This window comes from Sandaracinobacteroides sp. (assembly GCF_057137845.1).
Map to the genome: position 1 here is coordinate 17,339 of NZ_DBNHFX010000165.1, position 19,743 is coordinate 37,081.

Annotated in this window: 9 protein-coding genes; 4 read left to right on the plus strand and 5 right to left on the minus strand. The window is 64.6% G+C overall.

All coding sequences use genetic code 11. The annotated features are described in order from the left end of the window. The first annotated feature begins 129 nt into the window (after positions 1-129). Positions 130-2,052, plus strand: a complete 1,923-nt coding sequence (locus AC16JP_RS09325) for a TolC family protein (protein WP_484340337.1) — start codon at positions 130-132, stop codon at positions 2,050-2,052. Further along, positions 2,049-11,933: a beta strand repeat-containing protein gene (locus AC16JP_RS09330; RefSeq protein WP_484340338.1), complete on the plus strand. Its 9,885-nt coding sequence runs from the start codon at positions 2,049-2,051 to the stop codon at positions 11,931-11,933. The genes AC16JP_RS09325 and AC16JP_RS09330 overlap by 4 nt, the downstream gene beginning before the upstream one ends. Positions 11,934-11,950: 17 nt before the next feature. On the opposite strand, the gene AC16JP_RS09335 is transcribed toward AC16JP_RS09330, so the two are convergent. The 3 genes from AC16JP_RS09335 to AC16JP_RS09345 all read right to left on the minus strand — a co-directional run bounded on the left by AC16JP_RS09335 (position 11,951) and on the right by AC16JP_RS09345 (position 16,618). Beyond that, positions 11,951-13,624, minus strand: a complete 1,674-nt coding sequence (locus AC16JP_RS09335) for an efflux RND transporter periplasmic adaptor subunit (protein ID WP_484340339.1) — start codon at positions 13,622-13,624, stop codon at positions 11,951-11,953. Continuing rightward, positions 13,621-14,481 carry an efflux RND transporter periplasmic adaptor subunit gene (locus AC16JP_RS09340; RefSeq protein ID WP_484340340.1) on the minus strand — a complete coding sequence of 287 codons (861 nt, stop codon included), beginning with the start codon at positions 14,479-14,481 and terminating at the stop codon, positions 13,621-13,623. Before AC16JP_RS09340 ends, AC16JP_RS09335 begins: the two co-directional genes overlap by 4 nt. A 73-nt stretch (positions 14,482-14,554) precedes the next feature. Then, positions 14,555-16,618 carry a zinc metalloprotease gene (locus AC16JP_RS09345; RefSeq protein ID WP_484340341.1) on the minus strand — a complete coding sequence of 688 codons (2,064 nt, stop codon included), beginning with the start codon at positions 16,616-16,618 and terminating at the stop codon, positions 14,555-14,557. Between the two features lie 170 nt (positions 16,619-16,788). Here AC16JP_RS09345 and hdhA point away from each other — a divergent pair, with 170 nt between their 5' ends. Then, positions 16,789-17,556 (plus strand): 7-alpha-hydroxysteroid dehydrogenase, encoded by a 768-nt coding sequence (gene hdhA / locus AC16JP_RS09350; RefSeq protein ID WP_484340342.1) that lies wholly within the window; start codon positions 16,789-16,791, stop codon positions 17,554-17,556. 71 nt (positions 17,557-17,627) lie between these two features. Here hdhA and AC16JP_RS09355 read toward each other — a convergent pair whose 3' ends face one another. Continuing rightward, positions 17,628-18,230, minus strand: coding sequence for a hypothetical protein (locus AC16JP_RS09355; RefSeq protein ID WP_484340343.1), 603 nt, complete (start codon positions 18,228-18,230; stop codon positions 17,628-17,630). Between the two features lie 454 nt (positions 18,231-18,684). On the opposite strand from AC16JP_RS09355, the gene AC16JP_RS09360 reads away from it, so the two are divergent. Further along, positions 18,685-19,317 (plus strand): PEPxxWA-CTERM sorting domain-containing protein, encoded by a 633-nt coding sequence (locus AC16JP_RS09360; protein WP_484340344.1) that lies wholly within the window; start codon positions 18,685-18,687, stop codon positions 19,315-19,317. A gap of 160 nt (positions 19,318-19,477) precedes the next feature. Here the strand turns inward: AC16JP_RS09360 and AC16JP_RS09365 are convergent. Then, a partial coding sequence (locus AC16JP_RS09365) for a hypothetical protein (protein ID WP_484340345.1) occupies positions 19,478-19,743 on the minus strand: 266 nt, incomplete at its 5' end.

The window sequence follows — 19,743 nt, forward strand, 5'->3', positions numbered from 1 at the left end:
ATGGCTACTGGCAGGATCGCCGGAAATTGATAACATACTTAACAAATCACTCTGGCGATGCCGGTGACGGCGGGTTCGGGGGAAGGAACATCGGCACGCGCCCAAGGTGCCTCAGACGAGGGGAGCAGCATGGCAGTTTCAGTTCGCATATCAGGCGGGTTTCGGAACTGGCAGGCATGGGCCGATGGCGTTGGCAGCCGGCTCGGATGGGCGTGCAACCCGGCAGCCAATCTGGGGCTGGCGGCTGCCGCCGCACTGCTGCTGTGCCCCGCCGCCGCACACGCGCAAGAGGGGGGCGCCGCCCCGCAGGCGGCCACGGTGGGGCCGGTTCTGCCCAGCGGCGCGCCGGGGCGGAGCATCCTGCTGTCAGAGGCTGGTCATCAGGCGCAGGAGTTCGAGCGCTTCGTGAAGGATGCCGTGGCAAGGCGTGGCATCGCGCAGCCGCCGGTGGTGGTTGCGTCGCCAGTCGGCCTCGACGGCCTTGCCTGGTGGGAGGCTGCCGCAACGACCGCGCAGGCAGGCGGGCGCGGCGTCGCGCTTTCGGATCTGATCGATTCCGCGTCGCATGCGTCGCTGCAGATCAACGGCTTCGGAACCCTGCCCGCCATCCGGGACACCGCGGTCGACGAGGCCGAGGGGCGGTATGCGCCCGAGATTTTCGCGGAAGGACGCCACGCCTACCGCAACGAGCCGACGACTGCGCTGTCGCAGACGGCTGGTGATCCTCGGCAGAAAGACACCGAATATGTGGCCGAAGCGGGCGTGCGCACGCGGCTGCGCACCGGCGCCGAGGTGACGCTGGCGCAGCGCTTCTCGCGGCTTGACAGCAATGTGATCACATTCAACCCGAAACGGCAGTCGCGCTCGCGGACCAGTCTTGGGGTGGTTCAGCCTTTGTGGCGGGGCGCCGGGCTGGATTACGGCCGCGCGACCGAGCGTGTTGCCGCCAACGAGGCCGAAGCTGCCCGCGAAGAGTTCCGGCGCCAGGCCGAGAGCCATCTGCTGGAAGTGATCCGCGCCTACTGGGTGCTCTACCTTGCCCGCAGCAACCTCGCGCAGGAACGGCGCGGCGCAGTGGAAGTGGCCGAACTGGCGAAGCGCCTTGCGGGCCGCGAAGGGGTCGACGCGCTGCCGTTGCAGATCAGCCGTGCGCGCGCAGTGAGCGCGGCGCGGACTGCGGGCCTCGTGCGTGCGGAAAACGGTGTGCGTAACGCCGAAGCCCGGCTGCGCGCGCTGGTGAACGATCCGATGATTACCGATACCGGCGCGCCAACGATCGTGCCCGCCGATCGGCCGGTGCTTGCCCGCACCGAAGTCGATGCGCGCACGCTGGTCGACCAGGCGATGCGGAGCAGGCCGGAAGTGCGCTCGGCATTTCTTGCCTATCGTTCGGCGTTGCTGCGCGAGGGGATGGCCTACAACGAAAGCATGCCGCAACTGGACCTGGTGCTGGAAGGCTCGGTGAACGGCGGCGCGAACGGTGAATTCATCGGCGCACCGTTCAGCGACGGCTTCGACAATCGCCCAAGCTATACGGCCGGGCTGCGGTTCTCGGTGCCACTTGGCCCCGATGAACGCGACGCGCGGCACAAGCGGCGTCGTCTGGAAACCGTGCAGCAGGCGTTGCAGGTGCGCACGACCGTCGACACCGTGCTGCTGGAACTGGAAGTTTCGGCCAACGAACTGGCGACGGCGCAGAACGAACTGGCCGAACGGGCGCAGGCGCTTTCCTTGGCCGGGGCGGACCAGCGGGTCACTGAAGATCGCTGGAAGGCGGGGATCGGTGTTGCAGGGCAGGGCGGGGCAGACGGGGTGTTCTATCTCGACCAGTTGCTGACCGGGCAGGACCGCTTGATGCGGGCAGAACTGGACTTCGCCGAAGCGCAATCGACGATCATGGTTGCGCGGGCGAACCTGTCGCGGGCACAGGGAACGCTGCTGGCGGAACTGGGCTATGAAATCGCCGCCGACACGGATCCGGCGACCGGGCGGAACCCGCTGCCGCGCTATCGGCTGCGAAAGGTGGCCGCAGCGGGCGGGGCCGCGCAATGACCGCCGACGCCGGGCTGGGCGGCCGGCTGGCGCGCTGGCTTCGTGGCGGCGGCACCGGGGCGATGGTTCGCGCGATCGCCGACGATCCGGTGATGCTGCTGGAAGAGCGCATCATGCTGGATGCGGAAGCGCACGTCACGATCGACGGCCCGACGAGTGTTCCGCTGGGCGGCAGCTTTTCCGTCACGCTGACGTTCGACAATGTCGCCGATGGCGATCCCGGCAGCAACGTCGGCTATGGGCCTTACATCGACCTCGTCGTGCCAACCACCGGCAAGGACGGCGGCAACGGCAACACCAACGACGGCATAACCTTCGGTTCGGCCACCTATCTGGGGACATCGGTAACTTCAACGTCGGTTACGTTCGACGCCAACGGGCAGGCCGTCCACCCGTTCGCCCGCGACGCAAGCGGCAATCCCGTCATCGTTACCGGCACGCCCGGCGATACGCTGGTCGTGCTGACCTTGCCGTTCGGATCGTTCACGCCCGACCAGACTGCGGCCGACGTCGTGGTAAACCTCAACATGTCGCCGCTGGCGGACTATGATCCCGGCCACGTTCTCGACCAGCTTACGTTGCAGGCGCAGGGGGGGTTTTCGCTGGGCCGAGACCCGCTCGACAACCCGACCGCCGATCCGCCGGTATTGCAGCAACCGCCGACGACGCACACGGTCTCGCCGTCTCTGTTGACGCTGACCAAGGTTTCAAGCGCGCCCGAGGGTGAAACGGCCACCGGGCCGAACTTCCTCCGCACCTATACCATCGACATCGACATCGCGAGCGGCCAGACCATTGATCTGCTCCACGTCGAGGATCTTCTTTCCAGCAACATCGTCTACGTCGGTTCGACCGTCACGCTGGGTAACGGTGCGTTGGTGGATGCTCCGGCGGCGGGCGTCGTCGTCGATCCTGCGGACAATCTTCTGTCCTATGATTTCGGCAGCGTAACCGGCGCTGCCGGTGTCGATGCGCGTATCGTCGTCACCTTTTATGTGCACGATATCGAAGGCGGAACCGGTGGAGGAGGCGTCATCGATCCGTTGACCGGCCAACCTACGCAGACTGTGAACGACGTCAGGGCAACGGGAAGCTTCACGCCGCTTGACGGGCGGGATACTGTCACCGTTGTCGTGGAGGACGCGACACTTGTTGACAATGTGATCGTCAATCGCGCACTTGCCGTGCAAAAGACGACCAGCCTCATCGATAACAACAGTAGTGGCCTATCGCCTGGTGACGTGATCGTATATACGATCAATGTTCAGCTTTCAGATTACTTTACTGTTGGCGACATCAATCTGTCGGACGTTCTGTCGGACGGGCAGCGTATTGATACCAGCTTTCTTCCAACATTCACGATAACCGAACGCGGAACCCCTTCCGGCGTACTGACATTCAGCGGCGTGTCGGCAGGCGGCGGCGAATTTACGGGCGGCGCCTTCACCACGGCGTTCAATTCCGTGACCGGGCAGACAGCAGTAGCCATTGATCTGTCACAGGAATTGATCACGCGCAGGTTGCTGGGCGGCGACGGCATACTGGCCGGTGGACGGACGCAGATCGGCGACATCGCGGCAATGACTGGCGCCACAACCGCCACCATCACGTTCCGTGCGGTTGTGCAGCCGGCGTTCGTTTCACCACAGACCTATGGTCCCTCGGTGAGCCAGGGCGACCACGTCGGCAACGATGTGGAAATCTCGGCGACGCTGCGCGACAACGCCACACAAGCTCCGAACGGCGCGACGATCATCGACAATAGTATCGTTACCCTGACGGTGCCGGCGGGCGCTGTGAATGCCAAGGAAGTGGTGGCGGTGAACGGCGCCCCGCCGATTCTGGACGGCGGCCGGCCGGTGATCACACAGGGCGACAGCATCACGTTCCGCATCACCTATTCGCTGCCAAACAGTTCGGTCGAACAGTTTCGGCTGGTCGATTATCTGCCGCTTCCGATTCTCTCTGCCACATCGCTGACGCAGTCGAGCGCGCCGGTCGGCACGCTGCCGGGCGTCGGAGAGTGGAATTACGGGACGGCCGACACGTTTTCGGCCCTGCCGAACGCGCCGGTGCCAGTGGTTTCAGCAAACGCCGGATCGAACGCGATCAGCTTTGATTTCGGCTCGTACAGTCTGCAGATGCAGCCTGGAAACCCGGCGCCGCAGGCCTCGGTCGTGCAGATTCTGTTTACGGTCAGCACCACCGATTTGCCGTTCGCCGACCAGTTGCAGTTGACGAATCTGGTGACTGCCTACGAGGCGGGTTCGCAAGGTGCGACGGTGTCGACCAGTGCACTGGGCCAGTTCAAACTGAGCCAGCCCGACCTGACGATCACCAAGGGTGTTGTCGATTATCTCGGCCAGAACAGCGTTGTATTCGACGGCTCGCGGTCACCGCCTGGCGTATCGTTTGCGGGCGCAGTCGGGAATACCGGAAGCGCCGCCTTTACCGGCCAGATCACCGATGCCGGCCTTGCCGCAGGCGCGATCGATGCCAACCTGCGTGGGGTTGATGCCGGCGACAAGGTAACGTTCGCCATTGTCATCAACAATGACGGCACTGGCCGCAACGGCGCATTCGATGTGCAGTTCCGCGATACGCTGCCTGCGGGCTTTGGTATTCCGCTCGATTCCACCGGACTGAACCTGAAGGTGACGACCGGGGCTGGCGTGCCCGTAGGTTACTCGCTGATCGGGGCCGGATTGTTCGGTGGCGGCATCCGGTTGACGGATTCCGGGGCCGTCGGCGCAATCGCGCCAGACGCCGATGGATCCGGCACGCAGGGGACGACCACCAGCGACGTCATCGTGATCACCTACGACCTCGTGGCGCTCGACAGCGTGAACCCGCGGCAGACCTGGACCAACACGGCGACGCTGTTCAATTTCGCTGCATTGCCGGGTGGCACGAATTTCCTGCACGAAGCGCTTGTCGACACATCGACCGTTTCGACCCGTGACCCGACGATCACCAAGGCGGTGATCAGTTCCAGCCACAACTTCACCAGCGGCAGCAACCTTGCGATCGGGGAAACGGTTACATTCCGCGTCACCGTGGTTCTGCCAGAGGGAACAGCGAACAGCCTCGTGCTGTCGGACATTCTGCCTGCCAATGCGGCCAGCATCCTGACGCCGATCAGCGCGACGCTGGTCTCGGTCGGCAGCGGCCTGAGCGGGCCCGGAATACCGGCGATCGGATCTTCCGGGGTGCTTTCCGGCAGCACCTTCAGCTTCACGCTGGGCGATGTGGTGAACACCGGAGACAATGTCACCGGCAATGACAGCATCGTGTTCGACGTGGTAGCGCAAGTCACCGACGATCCGCGAAATGGCCGGGGCGACCTTGCCACCAACACCGGCCGCATGGACTGGGTGACGACGCTGGAAACCGGCGCTGTGGCAGCGGGCGCGCTGACAGCGACGGCGCCGGTGCGTTTCGTGACCCCGGACCTGACACTGGCCAAAACCGTGAATCCGCAGACGGCGGACGGCGGCGACACGGTGATCTATCGGCTGACCATCGCCAACCCCGCCGCGACCTACGCAACCACGGCGTTCAACCTGAACCTCTGGGATACCGACCTCGCGGCGCTGGGGTTCACCAACGTCGCCATCGTTGGCGTGACGCCGACGGGCGCCGTCAACGCCAATGCCACAGCCGACGCAGGTGGCGTCGTGCATGTGACGGCCGACAGCCTGAACGCCGGCGGCAGCATCATCGTCGAGTTTTCCGCACGGGTATCGGATACGGCGGTTGCAGGGTCGACGCTGACCAATTCCGCGCGCATCACCGACTATGCGACGTTGCCCGGAAACGATCCCGACGGCCGCGTCATCACCAACGAGCCGCCTGCAACCGCCACGCTGACGATCGCCAGCCCCGGTATCGTGAAGCAGTTGATCACCACCTCGATTGGCAACGACGCCAATCCGAAAGTGCAGATCGGCGAAACCGCGACCTTCGATATCATTGCCACGCTGCCGGACGGGATGACCAACCAACTGGTGATCTCGGACATATTGCCGACAGGCGGATCGACGCTGGATTTCGTGTCGGCGAAGCTGATTTCGATTGGCGGGAACAGCACGGCCGGTGCCACGTCCGGCGGGAATATCTCGGGAAGCCTTCTGGGCGTCGGCGCCGACGGCGTGATCGCGGGCGACGGCAAGAGCGTCGCCTTCACTCTGGGCGACCTGTATACGACCGCGAATCCCGGCAACACCGCCGCGGACCAGATCATCATCCGCGTCACGGTCGTGGTGCCCGATGTTGCCGAAAACACAGCAAGCGACGACGTCGTCACCAATACGGCGGCCGCCGTTTACAGCACCGGCAGCCGGCAGGCGACGTCTTCGCTCGACATCGTCGAACCGAACATCGGTATCGTTAAGTCTGCGGTGCAGACACTGGTACAGGCAGGCGATACGATCACCTACAGCTTCGTCCTGCGGAACAACGGCGATGGTGTCGCCTATGACGTGACGGTTGCCGACCCGCTGGATCCGAACATCCAGCGCATCGGCGCAATCAGCTTCTCGGGCGTAACCAGCGGCCTCGCCAACAATTTCAGCGAGATCTATCTGGCGCAACTGCTGCCCGGAGAGAGCCTGACCGTCAGCTATCAGGCGGTCGTGCTGAGTTCGGCGACCCACGGCGACAATATCGTCAACACCGCTTCGTCGAACTACGACAGTCTGCCGGGGACAGGGAACGTCGGCCGGGTTCCCAGCCCGCCTCCGTCCTCGACGGTGAGCATTCCGGTGATCGGCCCGGTAGACATCGACAAGAGCATCCTGCTGACTTCGGTGAATGCCGATACCAATCCGAATGTGGTGATCGGCGAAGTGGTGACCTATCAGATCGTCGCACGGGTTCCCAACGGCACGATCGACCTGAGCGTCACCGATCTTCTGCCGTCGGGCCTCCAGTACGTGGCGGGCTCGGCAAGCTTCGTTTCGGCGTTCGGCAGCACGGTTGCGCCACCCGGGTTTGGCATCGTCGTCAGCGGACAGCAACTTACCTTCAACTTCGGCACGCTGGTGAACCCGCCGATCGTTGGCGGAGACGATCGCGTCATCGTCACGCTGCAGGCGCTCGTCGTCGATACGCCGCTGAACGTGCAGGGCACGAACCTGACCAACCCCGTCAGCGCCACGACCGGACTGGGGGTCGTCACCGATCTTACACCGCCGACCGTGACCATCATCGAGCCGCGGCTGGAAGTCGATAAAACGGCGCTCGTCAACGGCGGCATTTCGGGTGACGCAGGCGATACCGTGACGTTCAGCGTTGTCATCCGCCATACCGGCACCTCGAACGCCGATGCGCGCGACTTCGTGGTGACGGATCTGTTGCCCGCCGGGCTGACGCTTGTCGGAAGCCCGCAATTGTCGGGCAGCGGTGCCGGTGGCGCGATCGTCGATACTGCGGCGCCCGCCAACAGCATCCGCGTGACCGGAACGACACTTGCTCTCGGGCAGGAACTGATCGTGACATATCAGGCGCGCATCGACGATGCGAACCTGCTGCCATCGAGCATCACCAACACCGCATCGGTCGGCTGGGACAGCCTGCCCGGAACCGGCGGGCGGGTGAACGGTGCGAACGACAATGCGCTTGTCGATGTCACGGGGCCGCAGTCACTGGTGAAAACTATCACCGGGACGTCCGATACGCTGACGGGAACCGGGCAGTTCGATCCCGCAGTCACCGACCTCGTGATTGGCGAACGGGTCGACATTCAACTGGTGGCGACGATACCCGAAGGCGTGCTTGGCCCGGTCATCATTACCGACACGCTGTTGTCCACCTTCGGGACGCTCGATCTGGTTGTGGGCAGCATCACCGTCGAGATCGGCGGCACCGTGCATTCGTTCACCCCCACCATCGCCGACACCAACGGCGACGGCATCGGCGACCTGCTGACGTTCAATCTGGGAAGTGTCGCCCTTCCTGGAGACAATGATCCGACCAACAACAACATCGTGATCCGCTATTCGGCGGTCGTGCCCGACGTGCCGGCGAATTTTGCCGCACCGGGCCGCGTGCAGTTGCTGCCGGCCACCCTCGACACGCCGCTTGGCCATCGCGCCGATCAGGTAGGCGTCGAGATCGTCGAGCCTGAACTGGTGCTCGACAAAACCGCCAGCGCAACGACCGGGGTGCCGGGCGATGTCATCACCTATCGGCTTACGCTGTCGCACGCCGGAAACTCGACGGCTGCCGCGCGCGACATCCTCGTTCGCGACGATCTTTCGATCGGCAACCTGACGCTGGTTCCGGGCTCGCTCGTGGTGATTTCTGGTCCGGGGGTCGTTACCGGTCCCGGGGTGTCGGTCGATATTTCGACGCTGCAACTGGGTGCGCAGACGGTGATCGAATATCAGGCAATCGTCGGTTCGGTTCCGCCCGGTTCCGGCGTGCCCAATATCGCCACCGCCGACTTCGACAGCTATCCCGGTCAGGGCGGCCGCCCCGACCAGACGACCGATACCTTCACCTTCGGGGTTCCAAACCTCGACAAGGTGATTACCGGAACCAGCCTTGCCGACACCGGCAGCGCACAGTTCCGGCCCGATCTGCACGATCTGGCGATCGGCGAACTGCTGTTCTACGACATCGTGGTGACGCTGCCGGAAGGCGATACCGGGGTCGTGGTGTCGGACACGCTGCTGGCGCTGGCTGGAGAGGGGGTGCTCGAACTGATCGGCACGCCAACCATTGCGCTCGGGGCAGGTGTCACGGCCACGAACCCGGCGCCGATACTCGTGCAGAGCGACGTGAACGGCGACGGGATCGCGGATCGGCTTTCGTGGGACTTCGGCACCGTCAACTTCACTGCTGGCGGCGACAACCGGATCGTGATTTCCGTCGTGACGCGCGTTGCTGACGTTTCGGCCAATGGGAACGGCGATTTGCTCGCGCTGCCAGCACGGCTCGATTATGTTTACGGCAATGTCGTCGATGCGATCGCGATCGACATCGTTGAACCTGATCTCGCGATTGACAAGACGGTTACGCCGATCGTTGGCGAAGCGGGGGTGATCGTCGGCTATCAGGTCACGCTGCGCAACAATGGCGAAGGGCCGGCCTATGACATGGCGCTTGGCGATGTTTCCGATCCCGGCATGGTGCCGAACGGGCCGGCGACGCTGATCGTAGGCGGGCTGACGACGCAGTTTGCCAGCGTGAACAATGTTGTGATTGCGCGGTTGCTGCCGGGCGAAGTGGCGATCGTCACCTATTCCGCCACGGTTGCGGACAGTGCGCTGGTTGGCTCGGTGCTGCACAACATGGTTTCATCGGGTTATGACTCGTTGCCGGGCACGCAAACCGGCGAACGCGGGCATGATCCGGTGTCGGATGGGGCGGACGTGACGATCACCCCATCGACCCAGCCGATACTGACGAAGTCGATCCCGGTGCCGCCGACGACCGATCCCAACACCGGCGACGGCCAGGTCCGGCCGGGTGTCACCGATCTCGGCATCGGAGAGACGGCGCGTGTCGATCTGACAGCCGTTCTTCCGCGCGGCACCGTGCACAATGTCGTCATCACCGACCAGCTTACCACCGCAGACGGCAAGCTCGCCTTCGTTGCGGGCAGCGTGCAGGTCAGCTTTGGTGGTGTGGTGCTCGATCCTTCGACCTACACCGTCGTGCTGGTCGATGGCGACGGCGACGGCATCGCCGACAGTGTGAGCTTCCGGTTCGCAAGCCTGACCGTTCCCGGTGTGGCCAATCCTGCCGATCAGCCGCTTGTCATCCACTATCAGGTGACTGCGATCGACGTTGCAGCGAACGTGGGCGGCGACGAAATCGATCTGGCCGCCAGTCTGACGTTCGATACCGCAAACGGGCAGATTCAGCCGGTCACGGCGACGGCGGGTGTCGACATCGTCGAGCCGCAGTTGCTGCTGACGAAGGGGACGGTAAAGACCTTGTCGGATCAGGGCAGCCTGCATGGCCTGTTCCCGCCTGCCGACCCGCTGGCAGGAACCGGCGGCGACATATTCACCTATACGCTGACCATCAGCCAGGCACCGCAGGCTGCCGGGCCTGCCTATGATCTGCGGCTTGCCGATCTGGTGCCGCAAGGCCTTGCCATTGTCGGCGGCAGTGTGGTGGCAAGCTCGTCCGGGGTGAATATCAATGTTGTTGGAAACAGCATTTCAGCGACGGTCGCGCTGCTGTTGCCGGGCGAAAGCTTCACCATCACCTATCAGGCGCGCATTCTGGACACGACGAAGTACGATACCGCGCTGCCGAACCATGTCGACCTGACTTACGACAGCATGGCTGGCCCCGGCGGACGCACCGACAGCAGCCAGGCGAATGCCGAAATCCTGCTGGATGGGCGTGGCACGATCGTCAAGACGGTGATCGCGACCAGCAACCCGAACAGCGGCACCGGCGCCTTCGAGCCCAACGTGGTGGACCTGACGATCGGCGAAGAAGTGACGACACGCCTGACGGCGGTGCTGGCGGAAGGAACCACGCATGTTGTCATCACCGACAGGCTGCCATCCGGCCCGGACGGCGTGCTGCAACTGGTATCGCTGGGCACGCCGCAGCTTGGTACCAACATCATGGCCGAACATCCGAACCCGACGCCGACGCTGATCGACACCGACGGCGACGGCTATGTCGACAGCTTCACTTTCGATTTCGGTGACGTGACGGTGCTGGGCGACAACGTGATCGACGGGCGCGACACCATCACCATCGACGTGATTGCGCGCGTGCCCGACGATCCGCGCAACACCAGCGGTGTGCGCCTCGATGCACCTGCGCTGCTTGATTATCAAACCGGAACCGCGACCGCGACAGTGCCGATGGAGATCGTCGAGCCGCAACTGCTGATCGACAAGATCGCGCTGACGCCGGACCGTTTTCTGGGCGAAATCGCCAGCTATGAAATCCGGGTTTCCCATGGACCGAACTCGGTGGTCGCAGCCGATATCACGGTGATCGACACCCTTTCTCCGGGATTGACGCTGGTGCCGGGGTCGCTCGTCGTGGTGTCGGCGCCTCCGGGCGTTCCCGTCGGCATCGTCGGGACGACGGTTTCCGTGCCGATCCTGCCGCTTGGAACCGAACTGGTCATTCGTTTCGACGCGCAGATCGCCTTTACCGTGGATCCGACAGCGCCGCTGTTGAACACGGCCACGGTATCCTATGACCAAACCCCCGGAGACGGCGGGCGCCCGGCTGAATCCGACGATACGGCGGTCGTGAACATCCTGCCCGGCAAGACGCTGACGCGCGAACAGCCCGGTGGGCACTGGCTGCGCGATCGCCACATCGAGCGGCTGCCACGGATCGACGGCATCTATTCAGGCACGGCGCAGCCGGGTTCGCGGCTGGTGTTGACGCTGGTCGACCAGATGGGTGCGCCATCCGGAACATCGGCCGTCACCGCCGATGCGGGCGGCAACTGGATGGCGCTGATGCCCTCTGCGATCATGAGCGATCGCAACGACTGGCACGATTCCGTCGCGGGAAGCCGGCTGTTCGGCGACATGGTGCATGCGCGGCCTGCCAGCCCCGAGTGGGACGCCGACCGCGACGTGCGGGTTGGCGCCTATGTCAGCGACGGCGCCTACCGGTTGCAGATTGCCAATGTTTCGGCAGCGGATCTGCAATCGGATTCTCTGCTCGGCAGCGAACCGTCGAACAACTTGCGCACCTATTTTGCGCCTGCCTGGCGCGACGAGTTGTTCATCGAAAAGCCGCTGTCGATCGACCGGGTGTTCGACGATCTGGCGCAAACGGCGATCAGCCGCGACTTCGCCGCTGCAAAGGAGCCGTTGGGCTTCGCGATCAATCGCTTCAATGCCGAGCTGCTGGCGACGGGTGTGGGGGCAGGGGGGCGCTGATCAGGCGCGCGCAGGCTTCATAGCCAGAGCTGCATGCGCACCCATCGGATCGCCGGTCGAATTGCCTGCCATGCGACCGGCGCCCACCCGCCCCTGACCGATGCTGTGCCAGACATGCCTGCGCGCAGGTCGCCCTTGTCGTCGGTGTCGATGCTGACGAGGGTACGAAACACGTTGCGGCCATCGACCACTTCGGCAAGCGGATAGATCCGCACGACCTTTCCGCCAATGCGCGCCAAAGGGCGCGACACCAGCCGCATCGAAACACGCGCACCGGGCTTCACACGGGCGACGTCCGCGTCTCCGATCAGAAGATCGGCGCGATAACCACCGGGGGCCGCGACGCTGAACAGCGTGTCGCCCCGGTTCATCGTTGCGCCAACGCGGCGCCGCATGTCCTCGCCGTTGATCGTGCCGGCGATGGGCGCACGCACAACGGTTTCGGCAAGCCGTGCATCAAGAAGCGCCACCTGCCCGGCGAACTGGGCCGCCTTCAATTGGGCCAGTCGTTCGCCCTCGACATCGCCATCGGCGCGTGCGGCTGCCGCCTGCGTGCTGGCTGCCTGCAACGCAGCGGTCGCTTCCTCGTGGTCGCGCGCGATCTGCGCCGGATCGAAGCGCACCAGAACCTGCCCGGCCCGTACGTCGTCACCCGGATCGACGGCCACTTCTTCGATGCGCGCCGACAAGGGCGCGGTCACCACCCGACGCAGGCGTGGTTCGATACTCAGTGGCGCGCGGATACTGTCAGGGACGGGAAGCAGCAACACGGCCAGCAGCAGACCCGCCAGCACCCGCCGGGCAAGGCGCGGCCTGTCTGCGCGATCGACCGATCCGGGCCATGGCGCGGCGACTGCAAGCCGGTCGAACCGTGCAGCGAGCGTTGGCCGATACATGCGCGCGACGGCCATCGGCGCGGCGCGGTCGGCGAATGCGGCCGCCAGCGCCCTGTCGCCCGGCGGCCAGGTGATGACGACAAGGCCATCGCCATTCGCCGACAACGCCGAGGCGACGCCGAGCGCGGCCCCGTCGCCCAGACGTTCCAGCCCTGTGAACCCCGGTATCCCCGAGCCTTGCTGATGCGGCGCGGCAAGGATGTCGTCGACCGCTTCGCCTGCCGCCAGTTCGAGCGCGCGCCGCGATTCAAGCGCCGGGCGCGGGTGCTGGCTGTCTGCGACGCGGATGACGCGCCTTTGCCGCGCCATCGCAAGCGCGACCCGTGGCGCGCCGGTCAGTTCGGCAACATTCAGCGCAAGCTGGTGCAGGCTGTCGTCCGTCCAGTCGGCGTTGGCGGATTGCAGCAGCAGGGCATTGACTGCCGGGTTTGTGGCTGCCGCATGGGCGCCGGCAACCGCACGGACAAGTTCCAGCCGTTCGCGCGCCAATGCCTGCGCCAACTGGCTGTCCTGCGCAAGGCGGTGCACGGCAACCTGCACGCTGCCGTCGTCGGCGGTTGAAAGGGAACTCGCGGCGCCGCGCCCCGCCACGGCTACCCCGTCGCGCGCGGCCGCCACTGCCAGCGCCACGACTTGTGGTTCCAGCGTTTCCGGCTGCACTGCCCCGTCGGCGGCTACGGTCGCGATGGCGAACGCCTCGCTGTTGAGCAGTTGCGCCTGAAATTCCGCGATCTGGCGCGCACGATCGGGGCGGGCTTCAGCCAGTCCGTCGAGTGCGTGGCGAAGGCTGTTCATTGCGCCAGCGGCTTCAGCAGAATGGTTCCCTGCAGGCCGGAGGGCAGAACCTCTCCGGGGTTTTGCAACTGAAGCACGGCCCGAACCTGCCCGCCGTCGATCACCGGGTCGATATAGACGAGTTTCGCCGGCAGGGTGCGATTGAACGGCGCCGGGAATACCACCGGATAGGACGCCCCCAGCCTGAGCAGGGAATAGCGTGCCACCGGGATAAAGGTCTCGCCGCGCAGCGTCGCCAGGTTGACCACAGTTGCCAGCACGTCGGATTTTCGCACCGACATGCCCGGCCGCGCGCCCATCCGGCTGACCTTGCCGTCGAAGGGCGCACGGGCGACATAATTTTCCAGCAGCACCTTTTCCAAAGACAGACGTTGCCCTTCGACCGCCTTCCGGTCTGCGGCAGCGGCGCTTTCCAGCCGCGCCTGCGATGCAGCGGCCTCGGCCTGGCGGACTTCCCACGCCGTTGCGGCGCCTTTGGCAGCAGCCGACTGGGTTCCGGCCAGCCGCGCCTGTGCCTCCTGTTTGCGGACGCCTGCTGCTTTCACATCTGCATCCGAACCCGCAGCCTTGGCAGCCAATGCGATGCGTGCGCGTTGCTCGCGGTCGTCGAGCTGAACCAGCACGGCGCCACGGCGGACTTTGCCGCCTTCCTGTGCGCCCACCGTCACCACGCGGCCATCCGTTGCAGCGCGGAGGGAAACCATCTGTTCGGCCATGAAGATGGCGGCGGTTCGTGGCACGGGCGCCGTCGCCGGCCGGGCCGCTGGCCTCGCCGTGGCGGTTTGCGCCTTCTGCTGCGCCTGAACCGAAGATGTTCCGGAAAATGCGGTTACGAACGCGGCGGCAACCCAGATCATGTGCATATACTGCTTCTAGGCGATCGGAGGCGGTGCACAATCCCCCCGCACTCGGGTCAGCGCGGATGCAGCGTCAACGCTGGGCCTGCCAGTCAAGCAGACGCATCGCAGCCTCGGCGGCCTGCCACGCAAGCGGGCGCGCCGGGGCGCCCATGCGGATTTCTGCGCGCTGGCCGTGCCTTAGCGCGGGCGCATCCGGTTGCGGAACCAGCCAGACACTGACCAGTGGGGCTGTGGCACGCCGTCCGCCCGGGTCGGCCGGGTCGACGGTCAGTGGCCCGCCTGCCGGCCGGCCAAGCGCTGGCGAGGGCAATTGGCGTGTCGCGTTGTCGGCGACCCGTTCGATCCGCGCGTGGAACGAATGCTCCGGCCGCCCGGCGATGCGGACGCGCGCCATATCGCCGCCTGCCCGAATACGGTCGGCCTCGCGCTCGGTGATGACGGCATGGATTCGCCAGCCACGGGCAGGCAGCACCACCGAAAGCGGCATTCTCGGATTGGGGGCGACCCAGCTTCCGGCATATTCGGCGGCGTCGAGCGGATCCCACCCCGCCGCTGCCGGCACTTCAAGCATAGCGGCCTCGCGGCCAAGCGCAGCGGCGATTGTCTGCTGGCTGACTGCGGCTTCGGCCGCCGCCTGCGCGCCGATTTCGCCAAGATCGATCGCGCGCCGCCAGCGCGCCATCGCCTCGGCGCCACGGATGCTGGCGTTGCGTTGGGCCTCGATCAGTTCCGGAGATTCCAGGAGCAAGGCCGGACCGCCATCGTGGTTTCCCGTCGGCGAGACGGATACGATCCGCACGTCGCGCGGGGGGTAGATGAAGCGTGCGCCGCGCGCTTCGATGATGCCGGGGGCCGAAATGCCTGCCGGCAGCGGCAGCAGCAGCACCACCGCCAGCACGGCAAGCGCGAACACCCGCAGGCGGCGCCGGACGGTTTCGGGCGCAGCGGCCATCGCCACCAGCCGCTTGCCGGTTGCAAGCGCCGGGCGAACGACAAGAAGTGACAACGCAACCGCCACCATCAGGAGCGACGCCCATGGCGACAGCTTGTGCGCCAGCCATACCAACCCGGTAAAAACCATCAGCCGATAGGCCAGCATGCCAAGCCAGTAGGCGAGCAATGCGGGGGAGAGTCTTGGGAGTTCATCGGGCGGCCTGACGCGAAACAGCCGGGCCGGGACCGTCAGCGCCGCAGCCGATGCGCGTTGCATCAGGTTGGGCCTCTCAAGCAGGTCGGCGGCGACATAGTAACCGTCCATCCGGCCGAACGGGTTCAGGTTGAACAGCAGTGTTGTCACGGCAGCGACGGTTGCGATCTGTATTGCCGCACTTCCGACGAGCGGATCGTCGGTCGCCGCCCAGCACAGCAGAGCAATGATCGCGACCCAGCTTTCCAGATACATGCCCGCCATGCCGACGATGGCCCGCCGCCATTTGGATTGCAGCCGCCACGCCGTCGAAACGTTGGTAAACGGAAACGGGATCACCAGCATGATGGCGATCCCCGCCCGCACCGACCGGATCGGCAGACCTTCCCTGGCCGCCATGGCCCAGAGCGCGGTGGCGTGGCCCAGTTCATGCAACAGCTTCAGCGCAAGAAATGTGACATAAAGCACAAGCGCCTGTCGGGCGTCGAACTGGCTTATCCAGGCCATGATGTCGGACCGGCCGTCGTCGGCCACGAACAGCACCATCGCCACGACACCGAGCAGCACCCACAGCGCGGCGCCGACCGGCCGGAACAGCCAGCCCAGCGCGCGATCGACCGTGGGCAGCCACGGGCGCAGCTCGACCAGTTCGCGGCGCATGAACATGGCGCGCCCCTCGATCGGCTGGGCTGCGGCCACCGGCAGGGCCGACTGGCCCGACGCCAGCAGCAGGCCGGCAGCCAGCAGCCGGCGGACAAGGGCCTCAGCCTCGGCCGCGGACATCCGGAGTTCATCGAGAACCGCCGCCATGGCGCGCTTTCCATCCAGCCGCGCCAAAAGCGCATAGGAACGCGGCGAAATGGAATGATGCCGACCCGTAGCCATGTCCGAGACGATGTACCGGGGGGCGCCCCGGAACACCGTCCGTACGACGGCAAGGCCGGGGCTGCGTTGCAATGCAGGCGTTGCCGGTGCCGTGTCAGCCATCAGCCACAGCGATACCGGAAACCTGAACGAGCATCCTCATGCCGGAAGACCTACGCAATGGACGTTGTGCCTGCAATCGGGAACAGCGCGGGCCCGCGGCCAAAGTTTGCGCTGCCGCTGCACTGGGGCATGATGCAGGGCAACACCGGCGTTGAAGAAAGGAACCGGCGATGTATGACCCGAAGCAATTCACGCTGCACGATCAGGTGGCAGTCGTGACCGGGGCTGGCGCCGGCATCGGTCGCGCCATCGCTGAAACCTTCGCTGCTGCGGGAGCTGCCGTCATGGTCAGCGATCTGGCGCTGCCTGCTGCCGAAGCCGTGGTGGCTGCAATCAGGGGGCAGGGCGGCAGGGCCGAGGCCATCACCTGCGACGTCACGCAAGAGGCCGATCTGGCGGCAGTCGTCGCGGCGACGGTTCGCGCCTTCGGCAAGCTTTCGATTCTTGTGGGCAACGCCGGCGGGGGCGGACCGAAGCCGTTCGATATGCCGATGCAGGATTTCCGGCGGGCCTATGAACTGAACGTGTTTTCGCTGTTCCGGCTGGCGCAACTGGCGGCCCCGGAGATGGAGAAGGCCGGAGGTGGTGCCATTCTTGCGGTAAGTTCGATGGCCGCCGAAAACCGCAACAGGCAGATGGCGTCGTATGGATCGTCGAAGGCGGCGGCCAGCCATCTGGTGCGCAACATCGCCTTCGATCTTGGCCCCAAGGGTATCCGCGTGAACGGCATCGCGCCGGGGGCCACGCGAACGGCCGCCCTGCAATCGGTACTGAACGACGAGATCGAGAAGCGGATGCTTGCCCATACCCCTATCAACCGGCTTGGAGAGCCGCAGGACATGGCCAATGCCGCGCTGTTCCTGTGCAGCCCGGCAGCAAGCTGGATCAGCGGCCAGATCCTGACGGTTTCGGGCGGCGGCGTGCAGGAACTGGACTGAGAGCACCCGACAGATGGTGCCCGTGCGGCATGCGGTTCCTGTGCCGGTGGAACCGTGCGAAGCCATCATGTTCAGATCAGGCGATAATAGCTGTGCGTCAGCCAGCTGATCTGCAAGAGGATTGCCGCAAGCAGGATCAGCCCATGGCCTCGTGCCGTGCGGCACACAGCGCCGGAAGCTGCGATTGCCAGAAGTCCGCCGACATAAATCACATAGCCGACGCCCAGTGTATTCAGATGATTCGTCCCTTTCAGCAGGGTGTCGCCGATATCCAGTAAGGCGATGGTTGCAATAAAGCTGAAGAACCAGCGTCGCTTTGCCATGAAATAATGTTTAAAATCTTCATGTTCTGCCTGGCCTACAGGGAACAATATTGTGCATATCATAAAATAGAGGCTGGAGTAGAGCAGCAGGAACAGGAATTTCGGGATTGTCCAGTCGGCAACATGGCTAAGCTCGAACTCCCACCACCAGAACCCTGCCACGAACAGCATGGCCCAGATGGCCCAACCCAGATGCACCGGCCATAGTTTCATCCGCGCCGGATGTTCGATCAGCGTTGCCAGCCCTTGCAGCAGGCGGCCGATGGCCAGCCCCAGAATTACCCCGATGACGACGCGGATATGGAAAAACAGGTCGTGCACGGTGGCGGGATCGGCGGGCGTGACTGGCATCTGCTGTCGGTCTCCTGCGGTGCCCCGCCGGGCAGGGCCAATATTCTATGGGTCTGTGAGTCAGGGATTTGTGAATCAAGGGTGTGGCAGGCGGTTGGGCGCTGTCTGCCTTCAGACATCAATTGTTTTCGGACTTGTCAACCAAGCAGCCGGTTCCATGGCAGCCGATACATTCACCCTCGGCATTGAGGTCGGCGATCGGCCATCGGGATAGTCGACAAGTGCTTCTGTTTCCGATCAGCCCTGCCTTCGCAACACCGAGCGTTGTGCGCCGGGCATTTCGGCCATCGTGCCTTTCAGACGATGGTTAACGCGCGCCCGGCCTGTCGGGCTGGTTTACAGGGTAGCGTGGGATTGGTTGGAAAATGCCGCTATTTATAACGCGTTGGAATTTGGCACGGCTTTTGCATAAAAATGCCTGAGGAGCTTTCCCTCGATGTATGGAGTACATGATATGCAAAAATCTCTTCCTGCTGTGGTCGCACTGCTTGCCTTTGCCGCACCTGCCGCCGCAGTCACCATGACATCTTCCTATGGAGCGCCGGATCCGGGGCTGAACGCCAACGAGGTGATGGTCGTCACCTTCGACGCGCCGGCTGCCGCCGGCTACAGTTGGACCGGCGGTATCCAGACTGCCAGCACCTCGGTGACAGGGGTTGCTGCGGCGCCCGCCGGGGATGCCAGCGTGTTCGGCTATGTTTCGGCCGCCGAAACCCCAAGCTGGGCGGTGCTGAAAACCCCGGATCTGAAGTCGATCAGCTTCTACTGGGGCTCGATCGACGTGCACAACAAGGTGCAGGTGCTGGATCCGCTTGGCGCTGTTCTTGCAACCTTCGATGGTTCGGCGTTCATGCCGCACGATGGCAACTGGTTCACCGCTTCCACCAATCGCCGGGTGTGGTTCTCGGCGGGCGCCGGTGAAACGATCGGCGGCCTGCGCCTCAGCACGACGGGCGTTGCGTTCGAGTTCGACGATTTTGCTGCCGCAGTGCCCGAACCGGCGACCTGGGCGATGCTGCTGTCGGGCTTCGCGCTGGTCGGCGTTGCCGCCCGCCGCCGCCGCGCCGGAGCCGTGACGCACGCCTGATCACCGGCTTCAGGGTCGATCCACAGGGCGGGGGGCTGGTCGGGCCTCCCGCCCTCTTCAGCTACCGCAGCCTGTTCTTCGCGATCGGCGTTGCACTCGGGCTGGTGCACGGAAACCAGCCCGAACGCCATGCAGCCTTGTAGTCGACGATCACATCGGCCTATGCGGGTTTGCGCGCCAGCATGGTGGCAAACTGCAACTGTGCACCATTGTGCATGGTGCCGATATCTTCATTGTATTTCAGCATTTCCCAGCCGCGATACAAGTCGCGTAGCTGTCCTTCGCTCAGGGTGAAAGGAAAGCCCATCGGGCACGGGTTGGCGGCGGTGTCCATGGCACAGACGATCAGATTTGTGCCGCCGGGCAGGGTGTGTGCCTGCATGTCGGCAAGCACAGTTTCAACACGATCTGGGTTGAGAAACATCA

Bases quoted from the DNA above. Each gene is read 5' to 3' on its own strand.
- hdhA (WP_484340342.1), top strand. From the start codon at position 16,789: ATGTATGACCCGAAGCAATTCACGCTGCACGATCAGGTGGCAGTCGTG.
- AC16JP_RS09340 (WP_484340340.1), bottom strand. From the start codon at position 14,481: ATGATCTGGGTTGCCGCCGCGTTCGTAACCGCATTTTCCGGAACATCT.
- AC16JP_RS09345 (WP_484340341.1), bottom strand. From the start codon at position 16,618: ATGGCTGACACGGCACCGGCAACGCCTGCATTGCAACGCAGCCCCGGC.
- AC16JP_RS09325 (WP_484340337.1), top strand. From the start codon at position 130: ATGGCAGTTTCAGTTCGCATATCAGGCGGGTTTCGGAACTGGCAGGCA.
- AC16JP_RS09335 (WP_484340339.1), bottom strand. From the start codon at position 13,624: ATGAACAGCCTTCGCCACGCACTCGACGGACTGGCTGAAGCCCGCCCC.
- AC16JP_RS09355 (WP_484340343.1), bottom strand. From the start codon at position 18,230: ATGCCAGTCACGCCCGCCGATCCCGCCACCGTGCACGACCTGTTTTTC.
- AC16JP_RS09360 (WP_484340344.1), top strand. From the start codon at position 18,685: ATGCAAAAATCTCTTCCTGCTGTGGTCGCACTGCTTGCCTTTGCCGCA.
- AC16JP_RS09330 (WP_484340338.1), top strand. From the start codon at position 2,049: ATGACCGCCGACGCCGGGCTGGGCGGCCGGCTGGCGCGCTGGCTTCGT.